Annotated in this window: 14 protein-coding genes; 13 read left to right on the top strand and 1 reads right to left on the bottom strand. The window is 65.7% G+C overall.

Annotation, left to right across the window (positions count from 1 at the left end; genetic code table 11):
* The first annotated feature begins 220 nt into the window (after positions 1-220).
* The 7 genes from ACQP1O_RS30800 to ACQP1O_RS30770 all read left to right on the top strand — a co-directional run bounded on the left by ACQP1O_RS30800 (position 221) and on the right by ACQP1O_RS30770 (position 9847).
* Entirely contained in the window at positions 221-1291 is a 1071-nt protein-coding gene (locus ACQP1O_RS30800) for a hydroxymethylglutaryl-CoA reductase (protein WP_433561910.1), read from the top strand.
* On the top strand, positions 1278-2477 hold the full coding sequence (locus ACQP1O_RS30795) for a hydroxymethylglutaryl-CoA synthase (RefSeq protein WP_433561909.1): 1200 nt from the start codon (positions 1278-1280) through the stop codon (positions 2475-2477). Before ACQP1O_RS30800 ends, ACQP1O_RS30795 begins: the two co-directional genes overlap by 14 nt.
* Positions 2474-3406, top strand: coding sequence for a mevalonate kinase (mvk, locus tag ACQP1O_RS30790; RefSeq protein WP_433561908.1), 933 nt, complete (start codon positions 2474-2476; stop codon positions 3404-3406). The genes ACQP1O_RS30795 and mvk overlap by 4 nt, the downstream gene beginning before the upstream one ends.
* On the top strand, positions 3403-4404 hold the full coding sequence (gene mvaD / locus ACQP1O_RS30785; protein WP_433561907.1) for a diphosphomevalonate decarboxylase: 1002 nt from the start codon (positions 3403-3405) through the stop codon (positions 4402-4404). Before mvk ends, mvaD begins: the two co-directional genes overlap by 4 nt.
* Positions 4401-5513 carry a phosphomevalonate kinase gene (locus ACQP1O_RS30780; protein ID WP_433561906.1) on the top strand — a complete coding sequence of 371 codons (1113 nt, stop codon included), beginning with the start codon at positions 4401-4403 and terminating at the stop codon, positions 5511-5513. Before mvaD ends, ACQP1O_RS30780 begins: the two co-directional genes overlap by 4 nt.
* On the top strand, positions 5510-6622 hold the full coding sequence (gene fni, locus ACQP1O_RS30775) for a type 2 isopentenyl-diphosphate Delta-isomerase (protein ID WP_433561905.1): 1113 nt from the start codon (positions 5510-5512) through the stop codon (positions 6620-6622). Before ACQP1O_RS30780 ends, fni begins: the two co-directional genes overlap by 4 nt.
* A 69-nt stretch (positions 6623-6691) precedes the next feature.
* Entirely contained in the window at positions 6692-9847 is a 3156-nt protein-coding gene (locus tag ACQP1O_RS30770; RefSeq protein ID WP_433561904.1) for a heterodisulfide reductase-related iron-sulfur binding cluster, read from the top strand.
* A gap of 91 nt (positions 9848-9938) precedes the next feature.
* On the opposite strand, the gene ACQP1O_RS30765 is transcribed toward ACQP1O_RS30770, so the two are convergent.
* Positions 9939-10799, bottom strand: coding sequence for a haloalkane dehalogenase (locus ACQP1O_RS30765; RefSeq protein WP_433561903.1), 861 nt, complete (start codon positions 10797-10799; stop codon positions 9939-9941).
* Between the two features lie 292 nt (positions 10800-11091).
* Between ACQP1O_RS30765 and ACQP1O_RS30760 the strand changes: the two genes are divergently transcribed.
* The 6 genes from ACQP1O_RS30760 (at position 11092) to ACQP1O_RS30735 (ending at position 19334) form a co-directional block, all read left to right on the top strand.
* Positions 11092-12159, top strand: a complete 1068-nt coding sequence (locus tag ACQP1O_RS30760) for a UbiA family prenyltransferase (protein WP_433561902.1) — start codon at positions 11092-11094, stop codon at positions 12157-12159.
* Positions 12159-13256, top strand: coding sequence for a pyridoxal phosphate-dependent aminotransferase (locus tag ACQP1O_RS30755; RefSeq protein WP_433567853.1), 1098 nt, complete (start codon positions 12159-12161; stop codon positions 13254-13256). Before ACQP1O_RS30760 ends, ACQP1O_RS30755 begins: the two co-directional genes overlap by 1 nt.
* Complete coding sequence (locus ACQP1O_RS30750) at positions 13244-16492, top strand: thiamine pyrophosphate-binding protein (protein ID WP_433561901.1); 3249 nt, start codon at positions 13244-13246, stop codon at positions 16490-16492. Before ACQP1O_RS30755 ends, ACQP1O_RS30750 begins: the two co-directional genes overlap by 13 nt.
* Before the next feature lie 65 nt (positions 16493-16557).
* The gene (locus tag ACQP1O_RS30745; protein ID WP_433561900.1) at positions 16558-17229 is read left to right on the top strand and encodes a class I SAM-dependent methyltransferase; all 672 of its coding nucleotides are present in this window, start codon (positions 16558-16560) and stop codon (positions 17227-17229) included.
* 18 nt (positions 17230-17247) lie between these two features.
* Positions 17248-18672 carry a cytochrome P450 gene (locus ACQP1O_RS30740; protein ID WP_433561899.1) on the top strand — a complete coding sequence of 475 codons (1425 nt, stop codon included), beginning with the start codon at positions 17248-17250 and terminating at the stop codon, positions 18670-18672.
* A 38-nt stretch (positions 18673-18710) separates the two neighbouring features.
* The gene (locus ACQP1O_RS30735; RefSeq protein WP_433561898.1) at positions 18711-19334 is read left to right on the top strand and encodes a class I SAM-dependent methyltransferase; all 624 of its coding nucleotides are present in this window, start codon (positions 18711-18713) and stop codon (positions 19332-19334) included.
* The last annotated feature ends 78 nt before the right edge of the window (positions 19335-19412 follow it).

Genomic DNA, 19412 nt, shown 5'->3' with positions numbered 1-19412 from the left:
TCCATCGATGCAGGACCGCCCGCCTTTCGGCTGTGGTTTCGCACAGCTGCGCCCGCCGGCGGTAGCGGGATCTCATCCGGTGAGTTCGATAACAGGCGTTCCGCTCTTGTCGCGGAGATCGACATGTGCGGTAATACCGTGGCCGACTTCGGTTGCGGTACATGTGAATCGCAATCACAGAGAATTGCTCGTGAAACCTGCTGGAGTTGGGGGAGATTCGATGTCTGTGAACGGTGCCGAGCGAGAAATGGACGTGGCGAGCGTCCCGCTGCGCTGGGTGGGCCCGGTCAAGATCACCGGTAATGTGGTGGACGAACTGGTCGAAATCCCGTTGGCCACATATGAATCGCCGCTGTGGCCGTCGGTGGCGCGGGGCGCCAAGGTCACCAGGCGCTGCGACCGCGGCGTCGTCGCCACGCTCGTCGACGAACGGATGACCCGGTCGGTCCTGCTCGAGGCCGACGACGCCGGGACCGCACTGGCCGCGGTCCGCCGGCTCGGGGACTCCATGGGTGAGCTGCGCCGGATGGTCTCCGCATGCAGCCGCTATGCCGAACTTCTGGAGATCCATCACCAGATCGCCGGAAACCTGTTGTTCGTGCGATTCGAATTCTCGACCGGGGACGCTTCCGGTCACAATATGGCTACCTTGGCCGCCGATGCCCTGCTCGCGTACATGGTGCGCGAATTCCCGGGCGTGCGTTACGAATCCGTGTCGGGAAACTTCTGCACGGACAAGAAGGCATCGGCGGTCAACGGCATCCTGGGCCGTGGCAAGAACGTGGTTACCGAATTGCTGGTCCCGCGTGCCGTGATGGAGCACGATCTGCACACGACCGCGCGGCGGGTGGCGGCCCTCAATGTCCGCAAGAACCTGATCGGAACCAGTCTGGCAGGTGGGATCCGCACGGCGAACGCGCATTACGCGAACATGTTGCTGGCCGTCTACCTGGCCACCGGCCAGGACGCGGCGAACATCGTCGAGGGCTCGCAGGGCATCACGCACGCCGAGGACCGCGACGGCGATCTCTATTTCTCGTGCACGTTGCCGAACATCATCGTCGGAACCGTCGGAAACGGAAAAGGATTGGACTTCGCCGCGGCGAATCTGGCCAGACTGGGCTGCCGTGAAGACCGCAGGGCGGGCGAGAACGCCCGCCGTCTCGCCGTGGTGACCGCGGCGGCGGTCCTGTGCGGCGAGCTGTCGCTGATGGCGGCCCAGACGAACTCCGGAGAACTGATGCGGACGCATCTGACTTTCGAACGCTCACCATCGGATGGAGAGAATTGACGTGGTGTCTCCCATTGGAATTCACGATATCGCGTTGGCGACCGGGCACTACGCGCTGAACCTCGGCGAACTGGCGGAGCGGCGCGGCGTCGATCCCGGCAAGTACACCGTCGGCCTGGGGCAGACCACGCAGACCGTTCCGGCGACGGATGAGGACATCGTCACGATGGCCGCCGCCGCGGCGAAGCAGATCGTGGCCGAGCACGACGCGGGGAATATTCGCACCGTCCTGCTCGCCACCGAAACCGGGATCGACCAGTCCAAAGCGGCCGCGGTATATGTCCAGGACCTGCTGGGATTACCGTCCTCGACCCGGGCGGTGGAATTGAAGCAGGCGTGTTACGGCGGTACCTCCGCGCTGCAGTTCGCGGCCGGACTCGTGCACCGCGACCCCGATCACCAGGTCTTGGTGCTCACCAGCGATATCGCGAAATACGATGTCGACTCCGCCGGCGAGGCCACGCAGGGCGCGGCCGCCGTCGCCATGCTGGTGTCGGCGGACCCGGCCGTCGCGGTCCTGGAACCCGGTTCGGGTCTGTACACCGCCAATGTGCAGGACTTCTGGCGGCCCAACTACCGCTCGACACCGATGGTCGACGGCAAGCTGTCGGTCTCGCTGTATCTCGAAGCGGCGGAACAGGCGTGGAAGGACTACGAGGCCCGCGGCGGCCGGGCGATCGAGGATTTCGCGGCCTTCTGCTATCACCAGCCATTCACCCGGATGGCCTACAAGGCGCACGCGCGGCTGCTCGAGGTCCACGGCATCGGCGCCGACCAGGAGCGGCTGGACGCGGATCTCGCCCACACCACCGTCTACAACCGGCTGATCGGCAACAGCTATACGGCCTCGTTGTACGTGGGCCTGATGTCGTTGCTCGACCATGCAGAGGATCTGAGCGGACGTTCGGTCGGGCTACTCAGCTACGGATCGGGTTGTGTCGCGGAGTTTTTCGGCTTGTCGATGGTGCCGGGATACCGGCAACGGTTGCGGACCGCGGCCAATCGGGCGGCCATCGCACGACGCGAACCGATCTCATACGAGAGATACCGTGCGATAAGGGATTTCGAACTGCCCGTGGATGGTTCGTCGAAGGTGCTCGAGGCCGACAGCGCCGGACCCTTCCGCTTGCGGGCCGTCACCGGGCATTCGCGAATGTACGAGGCACGTCACCTGATTCAAGCATGAGAATGGATGCGAAACGGCCCGCCGCCGACACGCTCGGCACGGGCCGGGCCGCCGCGAAACTGATCCTGCTCGGTGAACATGTGGTGCTCTACGGTCGACCGGCGATCTCGCTGCCGGTACCGCAGGTGGGGGTGACCGCCACCGCATACCGGACCAGGGGAACGGCCGCGCGGCTGGATGACACCGCGGTATCGCGGCTGGCGATAGCGGCGGCCTGCCGACACCTTCGGGTTCCCGAGGACGGCATGGCAGTCGCCGTCGACAGCGATATCCCGAGCGAGCGCGGACTGGGTTCGAGCGCCGCCGTCGCCGCGGCCATCATTCGCGCGGTGGCCGAGCTGTGGGATCGAAAGCTCTCCGACGAAACCCTTTTCGCGCTGATCCAGGAGTCGGAGACGCGGGCGCACGGAAACGCCAGCGGCATCGATGCGCGCACGGTGATCAGCCCGGCGGGTCCGCTGTGGTTCCAGGACGGGCTGGCGCGGCCCCTTCCGGTGGCGGACAGCGCGGATCGCGCGGTCCTGGTCGTGGCCGACACCGGTGTGGCCGGGAGCACCCGGCAGGCGGTGGCCACCGTGCGCGGGCGACTGTCCGAGCTCGGCGCGGAGGGTGAGGCGCTGCTCGAGCGCGCCGGGAAGCTCACCCACGGCGCTGCCGAGGATCTGCGGCTCGGGCGCTTCGCCGACCTGGGTCGGGCCATTACTGCCGCACAACGGCTTCTGGTGCGATTGGGCGTCAGTTGCCCGGCCGTGGATGAGCTGGTGTCCGCCGCACTGGCCGGGGGTGCCCTGGGGGCCAAACTATCCGGCGGCGGGCTCGGCGGCTGCGTCATCGCACTGGCCACCGATGCCCCTGCGGTGCGCACGGCACTGCTCGCGGCCGGCGCCCAGCGTTGTCTCGAGGTCCCTTTGACGCCGGTGCGCGCATGAATTCCGTGGTGGCGGTGGCGCATCCGAATATCGCCTTGATCAAGTACTGGGGCAAGCGAGACGAGGTCCTGCACCTGCCCATGACCACCAGCCTGTCGCTGACCCTGCGGGAATTCCCGACCACGACCAGGGTCACGCAGCGGCCGGACCTCACCGCCGACCACGTGACGTTCGCCGGAGCGAGGGCGCCCGAGGCGTTCGCCGCGCGCGTCTCGCGGTTTCTCGATCTGGTGCGCGAGCTGTCCGGCGACCCGCGGCACGCCGTGGTGGACACCGTGAACACGGTGCCGACCGGAGCCGGACTGGCCTCCTCGGCAGCGGGTTTCGCCGCACTGGCGCTGGCCGCCGGAACCGCCTACGGACTGGACCTCGACCGGCGCGCGCTGTCCCGGCTGGCGCGCCGCGGATCCGGCAGCGCGTCGCGATCGGTCTTCGGCGGGTTCGCGGTGTGGTGGCGCGGCGAGGACGTCGGCGACGCCGGTGACCTGAGCAGCTTCGCCGAACCGATCGACGCGCCGCTGCTGGACCCGGCGCTGGTGGTGGCCTTGGTCGACACCCGCGAAAAGACCGTTCCCAGTAGGGAAGCGATGCGGCGGACCATGGCCACGTCGCCGTTCTACCCGCCGTGGGTGGCCGAGTCCGCCCGGGACCTGGACCGCATGCGGAAGGCGCTGCACGAGGGCGATCTGGCGACCGTCGGGGACATCGCCGAGGCGAACGCCCTCGGGATGCACGCGACCATGCTCGGTGCACGACCGGCCGTACGGTACTTCGCACCCGGCACTTACCGGGTGCTGGACCGGGTGCTGGAGTTGCGTGCCTCGGGCATCGGAGCCTGGGCCACGATGGACGCCGGTCCGAATGTGAAGGTGCTGTGCGATTCCCGCGACAGCGCCGCCGTCGCCGCCGCGGTTGCCGAGGTGGTCGGGGGAGCGGCGCGGACCGTGGTCACCACCGCCGGGCCCGGTGCCGTCGTCTCCGATGACGGAAATCGATGATCACGGTCGCCGTTCCGGGCAAGCTCTACATCGTCGGCGAATACGCGGTCCTGGAGCCGGGCAGCGCGGCCGTGCTGGTCGGCATCGATCGTCAGGTGCGCGTGCGCCTGACGCCGGTGACGTCGGCCGGCCCTGTGGCCCGGACGATCACCACCAATCGGGCCCCGGGTCGCGGCGTCGAATTCATCCGCCGGGGAAGTGGTTTCGAGCCGTCGCCGGCGACGACGGCCGACTCGGCCGGGTTGTCCCATGCGCTGGCAGCGCTGGCCATCGTCGATCGCTATGCCGTCGAGTCGGGCTGCGAGCCCGTGGGTTTCGCCCTCGATATCGACTCCCAGCTCGACGATTCCGCGACCGGACGCAAATACGGGCTGGGTTCCTCCGGGGCAGTGACCGTCGCGGTCGTCCGGGCCGCCGCCCAGGCGTACGGGCTGCCGCTCGATCCCGCCACCGAGCTGAAACTGGCTCTGCTCTCGGTGTTCTCGGTGGATCCGTACTGTTCCGGCGGCGATGTCGCGGCCTCGGCGCACGGCGGTTGGGTGTACTACCGGACCCCGGATCGCGCGGCCCTGACCACCGCGCTCGCGCGACACGACCAGGAACTCGGCGCACTGATCCGCCGGCCCTGGAAACACCTGGCGGTGCGGTCGCTGCCGCCACCCCGTGCGCTGTCGCTCGAGGTGGGATGGGTTGGCAGTCCCGCGAATTCGAGCGAGCTGGTGGCAGCGATGAAACAGTCTGTCCGACAGCATCGTTCGGTCTATCGGCAGTTCGTCGCCGCGAGTGACCGGTGTGTCGAGCATTTCGCGACAGCATGCCGGTCCGGGGACGATCACGCGGTCGAGGTCGCGCTGAATACCGCCGGGCGACTGCTCCGTGACCTGGCCGCCGTGTCCGGTACGGCCATCGAAAGCCCCGAACTGTCTCGATTGCGCTGTCTCGCCGAGGAACTCGGTGCGGTGGCGAAGAGCTCCGGTGCGGGCGGCGGCGACTGCGGGATCGCTCTGATCGACCCCGCCCGCGCCCCGATCCTGCGGCAGCGCTGGCGCGCCGCCGGAATCGAACCGCTGCGTCTCCGGGTACACAAGAGGAAAGAGAGCATCAGATGAGCTATGCCAGCCGCAAGGACGATCACGTCCGCCTGGCCGTCGCGCAGCATCAGGTGTCGATGGCCGGGCCGCGCACATCTCCGTTCGACGACGTCGCCTTCGTCCACCACGCCATCCGGGGCACCGCGGAGCACGCGGTCTCCCTGGCCACCGAGGTGGGCGGCACGACCTGGCCGGTGCCGCTGTACATCAACGCGATGACCGGCGGCAGCCACCGTACCGGCGAAGTGAATCGCGGGCTGGCGATCGCCGCGCGGGAGACCGGCCTGGCGATCGCGTCGGGCTCGATGAGCGCCTACCTGGCCGACAGTTCGGTGGCCGCGACCTACCGCGTGCTGCGCGGCGAGAATCCGGACGGCTACGTCATCGCCAATGTCAATGCCAACGCCACCCCGGAGATGGCGGTGCGGGCAGTGGAATTGCTGCGCGCCGACGCACTGCAGGTGCACGTCAATGCGATCCAGGAGATCGTGATGCCGGAGGGGGATCGGGACTTCTCCGCCTGGCCGTGCAATATCGCTCGCCTGGCCGAGACGCTCGGTATCCCGGTGATCGTCAAGGAGGTCGGGTTCGGGATCAGTGCCGACACCGTCACCCAGCTGGCCGAGCTCGGCGTGCGGATCGTCGACGTATCCGGCAATGGCGGAACGAATTTCGCGCTCATCGAAAACGCCAGGCGACGGCGCGCCGACTTCGGCCTGCTCGCCGGCTGGGGCCTGTCCACCCCGGCCTGCCTGGCCGACGGAGCCGACGCGGCGCTGCGGCACGGGGTCACACTGCTGGCCTCCGGCGGGGTGCGTACTCCGCTCGACGCCGTTCGCGCGCTCGCGCTCGGCGCGCGGGCGGTGGGGGTGTCGGGGCATTTCCTGTCGATCCTCGAGACCGAGGGCGTCGATGCGCTGATCGCGGCCATCGACACGTGGATCACGCAGATCCGGCAGCTCATGGTGCTGCTCGGCGCGGAAACCGTCCGTGCGCTGGCGGCAACCGATGTATTGCTGACCGGTGGGCTCGCCGAAATTTGCAGACTGCGCGGTATCGATCCGGCCGGCTACGCCCGCCGCTCCCGGGATCCGATGCGGTCGAGCGTGCCTGTTACCCGTGAGTAGCTTAGCTCAAGTTATGATGCGACGAGCGACGAGCGACATTGCGTCCCTTCGTAAGTGAAAGGTCACCGTATGAGCCCCCTGCAAATAACGCTGGGCATCATCTCCATACTGATCGGTGTCCCCGCGTGGGCCGGGTTCATATTGGCGATACGCCGGATGGTTCGCACCATCCGGCTGGGGCAGCCGGCCCCGGACCGATTCGGGCCGTTCCTGCCCCGATTCGCCACCATGGTCAAGGAATTCGCCGCGCACACCCGCATGGTGAAGTTCCGGACCGTCGGCTGGGCGCACTGGCTCGTCATGGTCGGCTTCCTGATCGGGTTCGTCACCGTCTTCCAGGCCCAGGGGCAGATCTTCAGCCCCACCTTCACCTGGCCGTGGATCGGTGACACCCTCGCCTATCACCTCCTCGACGAGTTGCTGGGCCTGGGCACGATCGTCGGCGCGCTGGTGCTGATCACCATCCGGCAGTTGAACCATCCGCGCCGGCCCGCGCGGCTCTCCCGGTTCTCCGGCTCCAACTTCCTTGCGGCCTACTTCGTCGAGGGTGTCGTGCTCGTCGAGGGCATCAGCATGGTCGGTGTGAAGGCACTGGTCATCAGCTACACCGGCGAGCACCATGCCGCCAGCGACTTCGTCAGTATGAACATCGCCAAGCTGCTGCCCGCGAGCGCTTCCACGGTGTCGGTCTTCGCGTTCTTCAAGCTGATGGCCGCGCTGGTATGGGTGGTAGTGGTCAGCCGGAACATCGACTGGGGTGTGGCGTGGCACCGGTTCGCTGCCTTCCCGAACATCTATTTCAAGCGTGAGGCTGATGGTGGTGTCGCTCTGGGTGCGGCGAAGCCGATGATGTCGGGCGGTAAGCCGATCGAGATGGAGACCGCGGATCCGGACAATGACACTTTCGGTGTGGGTAGGTTCGAGGACTTCTCGTGGAAGGACATCCTCGATGTCACCACGTGTACCGAGTGTGGTCGTTGTCAGTCGCAGTGCCCGGCCTGGAATACGGGTAAGCCGCTCTCGCCGAAGTTGTTGATCATGTCGTTGCGTGATCATGGTTACGCCAAGGCCCCGTATCTGCTGGCGGGTGGCCGTAAGGATATGGGTGGCGAGGAGATCGGTCTGGTCGACGCCGAGGGTAGGCCGGATGAGCGTGCGCTGGCGAAGATTTCGGAGGCTGCGCGTGCGGAGGCGGAGCGTCCGCTGGTCGGTGGTGAGGATGTCGATGGCATCATCGATCCGGAGGTGTTGTGGTCGTGCACGACCTGTGGTGCGTGTGTGGAGCAGTGCCCGGTCGATATCGAGCATGTCGATCACATCATCGATATGCGCCGTTATCAGGTGCTGATCGAGTCGGAGTTCCCGTCGGAGTTGGCGGGGTTGTTCAAGAATCTGGAGAACAAGGGCAACCCGTGGGGTCAGAACGCCAAGGACCGGTTGAACTGGATCTCCGAGGTCGATTTCGAGATCCCGGTGTTCGGTAGGGATGCTGATTCCTTCGACGGGTACGAGTATCTGTTCTGGGTCGGTTGTGCGGGTGCGTATGAGGATCGTGCGAAGAAGACCACCAAGGCTGTCGCGGAGTTGTTGGCGACCGCGGGTGTGAAGTTCATGGTGTTGGGTCAGGAGGAGACCTGCACCGGTGACTCGGCGCGTCGTGCGGGTAACGAGTTCTTGTTCCAGCAGTTGGCGATGCAGAACATCGAGTTGTTGAACTCGGTGTTCGATGGTGTGGAGCAGGCCAAGAAGAAGATCGTGGTCACGTGTGCGCACTGTTTCAACGCGCTCAACAATGAGTACCCGCAGGTCGGCGGCACCTATGAGGTGGTGCATCACACCCAGTTGCTCAATCGTCTGGTGCGTGGCAAGGCGTTGGTGCCGGTGTCGCCGGTGGCGCAGAACGTGACCTATCACGACCCGTGTTATCTGGGCCGGCACAACAAGATCTACAACGCGCCGCGGGAGTTGATGCAGGCTTCGGGTTCGACGTTGGTCGAGATGCCGCGTCATGCCGAGCGTTCCATGTGCTGTGGTGCCGGTGGTGCGCGGATGTGGATGGAGGAACAGCTCGGTAAGCGCATCAATATCGACCGGGTCGACGAGGCCCTCGACACGTTGAACGGTGGTAACGAGCCGTCGATGATCGCGACGGGTTGCCCGTTCTGCCGGGTCATGCTGACCGATGGTGTCACCGCCCGCAAGGATGGTGGTGAGGTCGGTCAGGGTGTCGAGGTCGTGGATGTGGCGCAGCTGATGCTGCAGTCGATCAACCGTGTCGAGGCCGCGACCCTGACCGAGAACCTGCGCGTTGTGCAGCAGCCGAAGGCCGAAGAGCCCGAACCGGTTTCGGTGCCCGAGCCGGTCGAGGCCGAGGCCGCGGTCGAGGCTCCCGTCGAGGCTGCGCCGGCTGGTGGCGGTCTGGGGATGAAGGGTGGTGCGAAGGCTCCCGGTGGTAAGGGTCTGGCCATGAAGGGCGGCCTGAAGGCGCCGGGCGCGAAGGCCGCCGCTCCGGCCGCCGACGCTCCTGCTGCCGAGGTCGTGTCCGAGGCGACCGCGGCTCCGGCTGCGGCCAAGGGCCTGGCCATGAAGGGCCCGGCCAAGGCCCCCGGCAAGGGTTTGCAGATGAAGGGCGGTCTGAAGGCGCCGGGCGCGAAGGCTCCCGCCACCGAATCCGCTTCCACCGCAGCCGCTCCCACCGCAGCCGCGCCCGCTGAGGCTCCCGCGGCCCCGGCGGCCCCGGCGGCCAAGCCGGGTGGGCTTGCCATGAAGGGCGGGCTCAAGGCCCCCGGCGGCAAGGGCCTGCAGATGAAGGGTGCCGCCAAGGCTCCAGGTGCCAAGCCCGCCGCCGAGGCCGCCGCGCCGGCCGAGACCACCGCGCCGGCCGCGTCGGCCGTCGAGGCTTCGGCTCCGGCTGCTGAGGCCAAGCCGTCCATCGCGCCCAAGGGCCTGGCCATGAAGTCCGGCCTCAAGCGCCCCGGCCCGAAGGCTCCCGCCGCTGCGGCCCCGACTGCCGCTGCGGCTCCGGAAGTGCCTGCGGCCGTAGTGGATTCGGCTCCGGCCGAGGCCGCTCCGGTTCCGGCCGCCGAGCCCGCCGCTGCGGCCGAACCGGCCGCGGCGGACAGCAATGGCACGTCGGAGGGCAATGGCGCGGCCAAGCCCCCGGCCGCCAAGCCGGGTGGCCTCGGCTTCAAGTCGGGCATGAAGGCTCCGGGCCGGAAGAACTAGGCCCGGCCCGAAACAGCGGGCAGCCGAACCTGATCGACGCGGGCGGCGCTACCGAGTGGTAGCGCCGCCCACGTCGCGTCCGTGGCCAGTCTCAGGGGAACCGCTTCGCGATCGCCGTCGCGATCTCATCCGGCGCGTGTTCCTGAATGAACTGCTGTGCGCGTGGAAGCTCGACTACCTCGAGATCGGTGAATGTCGCACGCATTCGCGGGATATGGCCCTTCGGCCGGTACACCATGTCCCGCATCCCCCACACGAGCAAGGTCGGCTTGTCGCCCAGAATGGCGGGGACGTCCCGGGAGAGCTGGTCCAGCAGCGGGCGCGCGTCCCGGATCTGCCGGGCGATCACGCCGAGTCCCCGGCGGGCCTCGGTGGCGGGCTGCACCGAGCGATAGTGATCGATCTCGGCCGGGCTGAGCTTGCGCCCCAGTTCACCGAGCAGGACACGCTCGACGAGGAAGTTCTTCTCGAGCACCTGCCGCTGCATCAGGGGCGTACGGATGAGCCTGCTGAAGACCCGATTCGCCCTGGCCTCGGGCGGCCAGAAGGTGGTGTTGCCCAGCACGATGCCGCGTAGCCGATCCGCGCGGGTGGTGACCGCGCCCAGGCCGATGGGGCCGCCCCAATCGTGTCCCATCAGTACGAAGTCGTCGAGCCGCAGGTGATCGATCAGCTCGCCGAGGATCGCGGTGTGCTCGGCGACCGTGTAACCGAAACCCTCGGGGCGCTCGGACAATCCGAAGCCCAGATAGTCGACGACGATGCAGCGGTACCGGTCCCGCAGTTCCCGCACGATGTGGCGGTAGAGGAAGCTCCACGTCGGAACGCCATGGCAGAACAGGATTGTCGGTCCGGAGCCCTCGTCTATGTAGTGAACCCGGCCGGCGGACGAGTCGAACCAGCGGGACTCGAAGGGATACAGATTCTTGTCGGGAACGAAGTCGATCAGCATAGGAACCTCTCTGCGTTACGAGACAACGTCTGATATACCCCGGTCGCCCGTAATCACGTGAATTGCCAACGGGTTTGGCTGTACAAAGGCCTGTGCAACTGACGAAGGCGGCGGTTGAACATCCTTGGGCGACATCAGGTTTCGCTGTATGCTCAGACCGGTGGAATCGCAATACACCGTATAAGCATCGATGAGGTGTGTGCTGGGCGCCGATAGCGGCGGCGATGGTTTCCGTTTCAGGAGTTGGGTTCCGGAGCGGCCGATATTTTCAACTGCGCATGACGAGTGAGCTGTGATCGTGGCTTCAACTATTTCGATACCGACACTTGACGAATTTCTGAGCAAGTCGGCAGAGGAGAGACTCGATTGGGTAAATTCGTCCGAGGGCTCGACGGCAGGAGTTCGGGGACGACTCGAACTGTTCCTTTCATTTGCGCGCCCGCGTACGTGCCTTCCCGGAATGCTGGCGTTCTGTCTTTCTTGTAAGATGCTCGGCCTGCCGATCGACCTCGACGTCCTGATCGGCTTCGTGATCACCTTCCTGTACAGCGCGGTGGCCAATCTGTTCAACGGCTACTCCGATGTCGCGGAAGACAATGAGAACCTCCCGGCCCGCCTGTACCTGCTCGGCCTCTATGGCCGGCGGCGGTTGCTGCGGAGTGCCTATGCCGTGTGCCTGATCATGCTGGCGCTGGCGGCGCTGGTGAGCCCGATTTTCGTTGTGATGACAGCGATTTGCGTCGTGATCGCCCACCAGTACTCCTTGCCGCCGTTCCGTGTGAAGGCACGGCCGGTGTCCTCGATCGGCCTGTTCGCACTGGATGTCGCCTTTCCGTTCCTGATGGCTCCCGCCGTGGCGACGCACGGACCGGCGGTGCTCGGAAATTGGCCGTTCCTGATCATGGCCGCCTATCTGTTCGTCTGGTTCGCGGCCAAGGGCCTGGTGAAGAACCTGCCCGACTATTACGGCGATCGAAACGCCGGACTGACGACCTCGGCGACCATCAGCCGAACCCGGCTGCAAGCAGCGGTGGTGGCTGCGGCCGGGACGATGGCCGTCTACTTGGGCCCGGTATTCCTGGTGGCCGGTGGACAGTTCGCGGCGAAGTACCTGCTGACCCTGGTGTGGTTGCCGGTCGTCTGTGTTCAGTGCGCACGAATGATCCTTCGCGAGGACAGCCAGTCCGCGAACAACATGCTGCGTTTCGACATGGTGGTATCGACGGGATATCTGTCGACCTGGATTCTGCTGGTAGATCCGTCCATTTCGTCGATCGGCATCGTGCTGGGTTCGCTGATCATCATCTTCCTTATGGATGCGCTGAAGCTCGATACCCGCAGAAAGAAGGATGTTGCGTAATGGATGCGGTGGAAAGGCTGATGAAGGCGCGTGGCGGCGTCGTGTGGAACGAATACCGCTCGGGTGAAGGAAACGACTATTCGCCTGTCGCGCTCGACCTTTCGAACAATGCGTTGCCTTTCTCCCCGTTGCCGAGCGTCCGCAAGGCGATAGAGGCCGAAGTGGACCGCGCCGCGGACTACCCTTCCGCATCCTATGGATCGCTGCGGGCGGCCATTGCCGAGTTCGTCGGCTGCGGCCCCGATCAGGTCATCGTCGGACCGGGCAGTGTCGGCGTGCTCGGATACATCCTGCGCCGCATCGCCGGGGACGGTGGCCGAGTCGTCTTCGCGGTTCCGGCCTTCGACGCGTACGAGCGAGTCGTGATGGACGCCGGCGGGACGGCGGTTCCGGTGCCGGGCACGGAGATTCGGTGGCAGCCGCTGGAATCGATGGTGGCGGCGGCCGGGGACGACGCGGCCGCGATCCTGATCTGCTCACCGCACAACCCGACCGGCGAACCGGTGCGTCCCGACGAGATCGAGATGGTCCTCGCGGCGGTTCCGCGGCACACGGTCGTCGTGGTGGACGAGGCCTATATCGACTTCGATCGCACCGCCGATCCCGCGGCGATTTTCCGGCTGACGCGCTCGCACACGAATCTCGTCGTCATGCGGACCTTCTCGAAGGCATATGGCCTGGCGGGCCTGCGCGTCGGATACGCGGTCGGCAATAGCGACTTGATCGGCGCATGCCGAACCGCCGCAATGCCTTTCGGTGTGAATCGGCTGGCGGTGGCTGCGGCCATCGCCTCGCTGGAGGTGAGCGATGAACTCGCCGCCCAGGTCGATCTGGTCGTCCGCTGCCGGGCATTGTTCAGCGCATCGATTCGAGAGCGTGGACTCACCGTGGCCGAATCGTGCGGCAACTTCCTCTGGGTGCCGATGCGGCATCCTGCACCCCTCGTCGATCGCTGCTCCCGCTCGGGGATCGCGGTACGTGAATATCCGGGCCTCGGCGTCCGAATCACCGTGCCCGCAATGGAACACCTGAATGACGTTGTCGAAGTACTCGCGGATGGATACAGCCGAATGGAGGCAAGCGCATGCCACAGATGAATCCGCACCTGGGGGCCGACCTGATGGGCCGTCCGCGGTTCGCAGATGCACTTGTGGATCGATTGGTCCGGAACGATGTGCGATACATCTTCGGAATGCCCGCGGAGTCGGTCAATTGCCTTGTCGACGCGGTCGGCCGGCGTGACGAGATCGGATTGATCGCGGTGCGCCACGAGAGCGCGGCCTCGTGGATGGCAGTCGGCTACGCGCGGGGTTCGGGCACCGTCGGGGTGTGCTTCGGAACGGCCGGCCCCGGTGCGACGCATTTGCTGCCCGGCGTCTATGACGGCCTGTACGACCGTGTGCCGGTGCTGGCGATATCCGGACAGGTACACCTGGCCGACGTCGGGACGCAGTCGTTCCAGGAGATCGATTCCTCGCGGCTGTTCCGGGACGGCACCTGGCGATCATCGGACATCATGTCGGCCGACCAGATCGGCGTCTTCGACCAGATCGTTCTCGGGGTACGACTCGAGCAGACGTCGGCGCATGTCGCCATCCCGTCGGATCTGCTGAACGCACCGGTCGGGGAGCGCGAACAGCCGAGCCCGTACCGGCTCGACCGGCGGACCGCCACGAGGGTCGACAAGAAGCGCGTCGACGACCTCGCCGACTACCTCTGCGCGCACCCGGTGGCGATGGTATTGGGTTCCGGCAGTGGGGAATCGGTCGAGCGGGCTCGCCTGCTCGCGCAGGCGCTGGAGGTTCCGCTCCGGGCACTGCCCGAGTCCGGCATCCCGGAGACGCTGGTATCGCCCGTCGAGGACGAGCACACATCGGCGGCCGACGACAGCGTTCTTCTCATCGGCCGTCCAACGGTCGGAGTGCAGCGGTACTTCCCCTCGGCGAAGATCCTGATCGAAATCACCGATCTCGCTACCTCGGGGTTCGATGCCGGATGTCGGCGAATCGGAATCGCCGGCGATATTCCGGTGATTCTGGAGTCCCTGACCTCCGCGGTGTCGAGCCGCAGGGGCGAAGCGGCGTCGTCGGAGCGCTCGTCGGAAACCGTGCGCACCCAGGATGCTCCCGGCGGATGGGTGGTGCTCACCCGACGGCTGGCGGGTGCGTCGGTCGCTGTCGACCCCGGAGCGATACAGCGGCTTTCGCGCAGGTTCCTGAGTGAGCACGCACATGTCCACAGCGCATGGAATCTGCAGGCCGAAGGTTCGGCGCTGCCGATGTCGATCGGTCTCGCGCTGGCGGCGAACGATCGGTGCTACGCGCTGACCGAACTCTCGTCCCTGGACCAGTACATCGCGGAACTGTCCACCGCCGCGCGATACGCGGTTCCCGTCACGGTGATCTGCGGTGCGGAATCCGGTGCGACGATCCAGGATCTGGCTCGGGCCTTCGGGATCCCGGTGTTCTGGGCGGGAAACCCGAGCGAGCTGGATTCACGGTTGGAGGAAGCCGGGCGGGCGGATGGACCGGCGGTGGTCCTGACCTCGGTGCTGGAAGTGGAAGCGGCACTTACCGATACGGCACCCCGCGCCGATGCCGTCGAGTTCGCGAGCGATCTGCTCGGTGTGATCGCGGATCGTGGGATCGACTCGGTGTATCTGTCGAGAACCAGCTCCGCGCGGCTCGGCCTGACGGGTGATCCACGATCCGACCTCGACCTGCATATCGTCTCCGATATACAGGCGGCGGCCATGCGTGCGACCGCGGCTTTCAAGGCCGCGGGGACGACGGCGTGCGCCGTGGTGACCTCTCCCGCAGAACTTCTCGCGCAGCTGAATGGGCTGTACGACGCTTCCTTCGACAGCGCGTCGGTGCTGCTGATCTCCTTCGAAATCGACCGCTGGTTCCTGAACCCGGTGGACGTGCTGGGGGAGATCTCGGCGATATCGGTTGTGCTGGATGGCACGGCGAAGGATTCGACGCGCCTTCGGGACGCGCTGCTGACCGTCGCCGGCGGGGGCAAAGGCGTGACGCACGTTCACGTTTCCGACTCGGCACTGTCGGCGGCCAACAGCGCCGCGCTCGTCGACAGCGCGAACACACTCGGCATCCCGGCTTCGCTGATCGGACTGCCCGGCGGCACGATGGCCGCACACGACGAGATCGCACGTGCGGCAACACTTCTCGAAGCAGCAGAGAATGTCTCGATCATCGTCGGCCGCGGTGCCGCGGGTGCACGACGTGAACTCATCGAGTTGGCGTCCCACACGGAAGCTCCGCTCTACTGCACGATGGGTGCGTTGGCCGCGAACGTCGTCGGGGATCACTGCGCCGGCTTGGTCGGGACATCCGGTCATGACGAAGCGATGCAGAACATTCGTCAGAGCCAACTGGTGATTCTGGTGGGCGTGTCATGGCGAGGTTCGGCTTTCGAGCTCGCCGGGGATGGTCCGGTGATCTCCATCAACGCCGATCCGCTGACCTTCCTTCGCCTCCCGCCGGAATCGATCGGATTGCTCGGTGACGCGCGTGAGGTGCTGGAGGCGCTGATCGGATGCTCGAATGATCCTGTCGGCGTGGGCAGTATCGCCCGCCCCGGCACGTCGCAGCGAAAAGGTCCGCGTGAGAGTTCGCGGCAATTGCTGGCGGTGACGGCGTCACAGATCATCGATCACGAACTCGCGCGCGCCGATCGAGCATCCACCTTGAGCGTCGACGTCGGCATCAACACACTGTGGGCGTACCGCTATGTACGGTCTGCCGCCCGATATCTGTGGACCGCATCGTTCGCCACCATGGGATTCGCGGTACCGGCGGCAGTGGATGTCGCCGTGCGCAATCCGAAGGACATCTCCGTGGCGATCGTGGGCGACGGCGGTATCGGCATCACGCTGGCCGAACTCCGAAACGCGGCGAAGGTCGAATCCACCACGGTGATCGTCGTTTTCAACAACAGCGCGCTCGCGGCCATCAAGTTCGAGAGCTGGATCATGGGATGGCCGGATACGTCATCGGAATTCGCGCCGTTCGACTTCGCGAGCTTCGCGCGCCACTGCGGGCTCACCGCGGTGACGGCCCGGACCTCCGAGGAATTCGGGACCGCGTTCCGATCCGCGCTGCGCAACGACGGCCCGATGCTCATCGACGCGCGCATCCCCGCGGTGGAGGCTCCCGCACTGGCCGGGCGCATCCACGTTCGTCAGGTCGTGGGACTGCTGTCGGGCTGGCTGCGCGATGGCAAATCCGCGAGATCCGGTGCCTGGTCCATGGTCAAGGCCGTCGGTACCGACGCGGCTGTCCAGACTATTCGCCGTATCGGGCGACGCGAATGAAGTGTCCAGGCAATTGGAGAGGAGGAATCTGAATGGTCGGGACACGTCCTGCCACGCCTCAGGCAATGTTCACGAAAATAGCCCCGCGCTATGATCTGGTCAATTCGATTCTCACACTGGGTGGTGACAAGAGGCTCCGCCGCGAGGCTGTTCGCCTGCTCCGGCTCGAGGCCGGATCGAAGGTGCTCGACCTCGCGGCGGGCACGGCCGAGATCGCCTCGGCACTGGCCGCGGAATATCGCTTTCCGATCTCCTACTGCGCGGTCGACCTCAATGAGCAGATGCTCGAGGTGGCCGAACCCAAGCTGAAGCGGCTGGGGCGTGAGCATCCTCGAAGTGAATGGAATCTGCTGTGCGGCAGCGCGGAGACCCTGACCTTCGACTCCTCGACCTTCGACGCCGTCGTCATGTGTTTCGCGCTCGACGATATGGACGACCCGGCGGCCGCGCTCGCGGAGACGGCACGGGTGCTCCGCGCCGGGGGGCGCTTCCTGCTCATCGAACTCGCACTGCCGGACAGCGAGATGCTCCGCACGGTTCTGAAGTACCGCCTGTTGCTGATTCGCGGGATCGCGGGACTGTTCGGCCTGGATCCCGTCGCCCACATGACCCGGGAAGTGGAGATGGACCGCGGCGCGGAATACACCATCGTCCGCTGTGAAAACGCCGGCCTGACATTGGAATCCCAAGCGCGGTACCACGGTGGCATGGTGCGCGCCTACGTGTTCCGCAAGTAGAGATGGAAAAGGTTCGTCATGTCCAACAAATGCCCGCATGTCGAGGCGCCGAAGGTGCATTCTGAAACCAGCATAATCAGCCGTCGTTTCTCGAATGAGCACCTGCCCGGACCGCCGGGACACCGCTTCATGGGTTCGTACCCCGAGTTCGCCAAGGACCGCAACAAGTTCCTGCGGGATACGGTCCGGCAGTACGGGGACGTCAGCCGAATCCGATTCCCACTCCGGGACCTGGTCGTGCTGGGTAACCCGGAAGACGCGCACGCGGCAATGGGCGACACCTCCGGCGACTACAGCAAATTCGGAAACTATCACCCGGTAATCGCGAAGCGGCAGAACGGGTTGTCGTTCATCGAGGGCGAGCTCTTCAGAGAACGACGCCGGATCGTCAGCCCGCTGGTCACCCGGGACGGCCTGAAGAGCACGTTCAATGCGAACGTCGAAGCCTATCTCGACAGTCTCGAGGCGAACATCGCCGTGGCGACCGACGCCGAGGGCGTCACCGATCTGCAGGAAGCGATATTTCAGACCCTCCTGCGCGGTGTGCTGAAGCAGACGTTCACCGAACCTTTCACTCCCCGCGAGATCGACGAGCTGCACAATGGCCTCTCGACCTTCACCAAGTTCCTCGGGTCGACTCTGAAGATCGCTGATCCGCCGAATCTGGTGCGCCCGTGGGGTCCGTACAAGATCCGGCCGTGGGCGGTGTACACCGCGGCGAAGATCGTCAAGAATCGCGTTGTCGAGCGCCAGAACTCACCGGCGCTGGGAACGTACGGCGATGTCCTGGACGGCATGCTCGCGGGGTACAAGAAGCTGAAGACTCCCATGACCTTCTGGGACCTCTGCTTCGATGTGGCGACCATGACCAGCGCGTCGTACGGCACCACCGCCGGCGCCATCACCCAAACGGTCGTTCGCACCGTCCTCGACGCCGAGGCGACGGATCGCCTCGTGGAAGAGTCCGGCACCGTAGATCTTTCGCAGCCCTCCATCGAGTCGGTGCGGCGCCTGCACTGGGTGAAATCCTGCTTCGAGGAATCGATGCGGATGCAGGGACTTCCGCTCCTGCTCCGGTTCACCTCGACCGGCGCGAACTTCCAAGGGCTCGACATCGCACCCAATACCATGCTGGGAGTTCCGATCTCGACCATCCACCGCGATCCGCGCTGGTGGACCGATCCCGACAAGTTCGATCCGAATCGGTTCTACGACAAGAGCAAACGGGTCGATCAGCCTCGAGTGCTGCACTACCTGGCGTGGGGAGCGGGCCCGCATCGGTGCACCGGAGCGCAACTGGGGTACCTGATCGCGCCGTACCTCGTCGCCCTGATCTTCAGCCGCTACAAGATCGAAGTGCCGCCGAACTGGACACTTCGCGAGGATCCCGGCCTTGCCCCGGTGATCAAGGGCGGCTTCCGAGTTCGACTGACTCGACGATAACGGCCTCGGCCGACGAGAACCTGAGGGAGTGTAGGAAATTGGCAGAACGATACGATATTGCGGCACCGATCTACGACCGGACCGCATGGGTCCTGTCACTCGGCGGAATCGACAAGCTGCACCCGGCGTTGGTCGCCGGTCTGGACCTGTCCGGCAAGACGGTGGCCGACCTCGGATGCGGTACCGGACTTGCCTTTCCGGCGCTGATCGAGGCGATCGGTCCGTCGGGACGGGTGATCGGGCTGGACAACAACGCGGCCATTCTCGCCAAGGCGGAGAAGCGGGTGGTGGCCCATGGCTGGAGCAATGTGAAGCTCGTGGTCGACGACATCGCAACGACACCGCTGCTCCGAGACGTCGACATGGTCTTCAGCTGCATTGCGATGAGCTGTGTTCCGGACCCTTCGCGGAAACTGGAAGAGCTGCTCGCGAACCTGGAGCCGGGCACCGGTGTGCGCATCATCGATGCCCTGCCGCGAACCTCCGGACTCGGCTACCCGGTCATCAACGGGTACAACTTCTTGAAGTCCTTCATCGTGGGATCTCACTACAAGGAGCTCGAGCCGTTCGAGCGGGTATTCCGTGAGCAGCTGACGGACGTGGTCGTCGACAGCGTGCACGGCGGCATGTACACGCGCCTGACCGGCGTCAAGGGCGCGTAGTCGCCCGCACGAACCCTGGAACCGAGCAAGTGCGGCCGTCGAACTTCGGCGCGCTTGCTCGTTCCGCTCACGAAGGTG

This window comes from Nocardia sp. CA-151230 (genome assembly GCF_050942175.1).
Classification (GTDB): domain Bacteria; phylum Actinomycetota; class Actinomycetes; order Mycobacteriales; family Mycobacteriaceae; genus Nocardia.
Note: the sequence above shows the minus strand (reverse complement) of the source record. Positions and strands in the feature narration are given on the sequence as shown.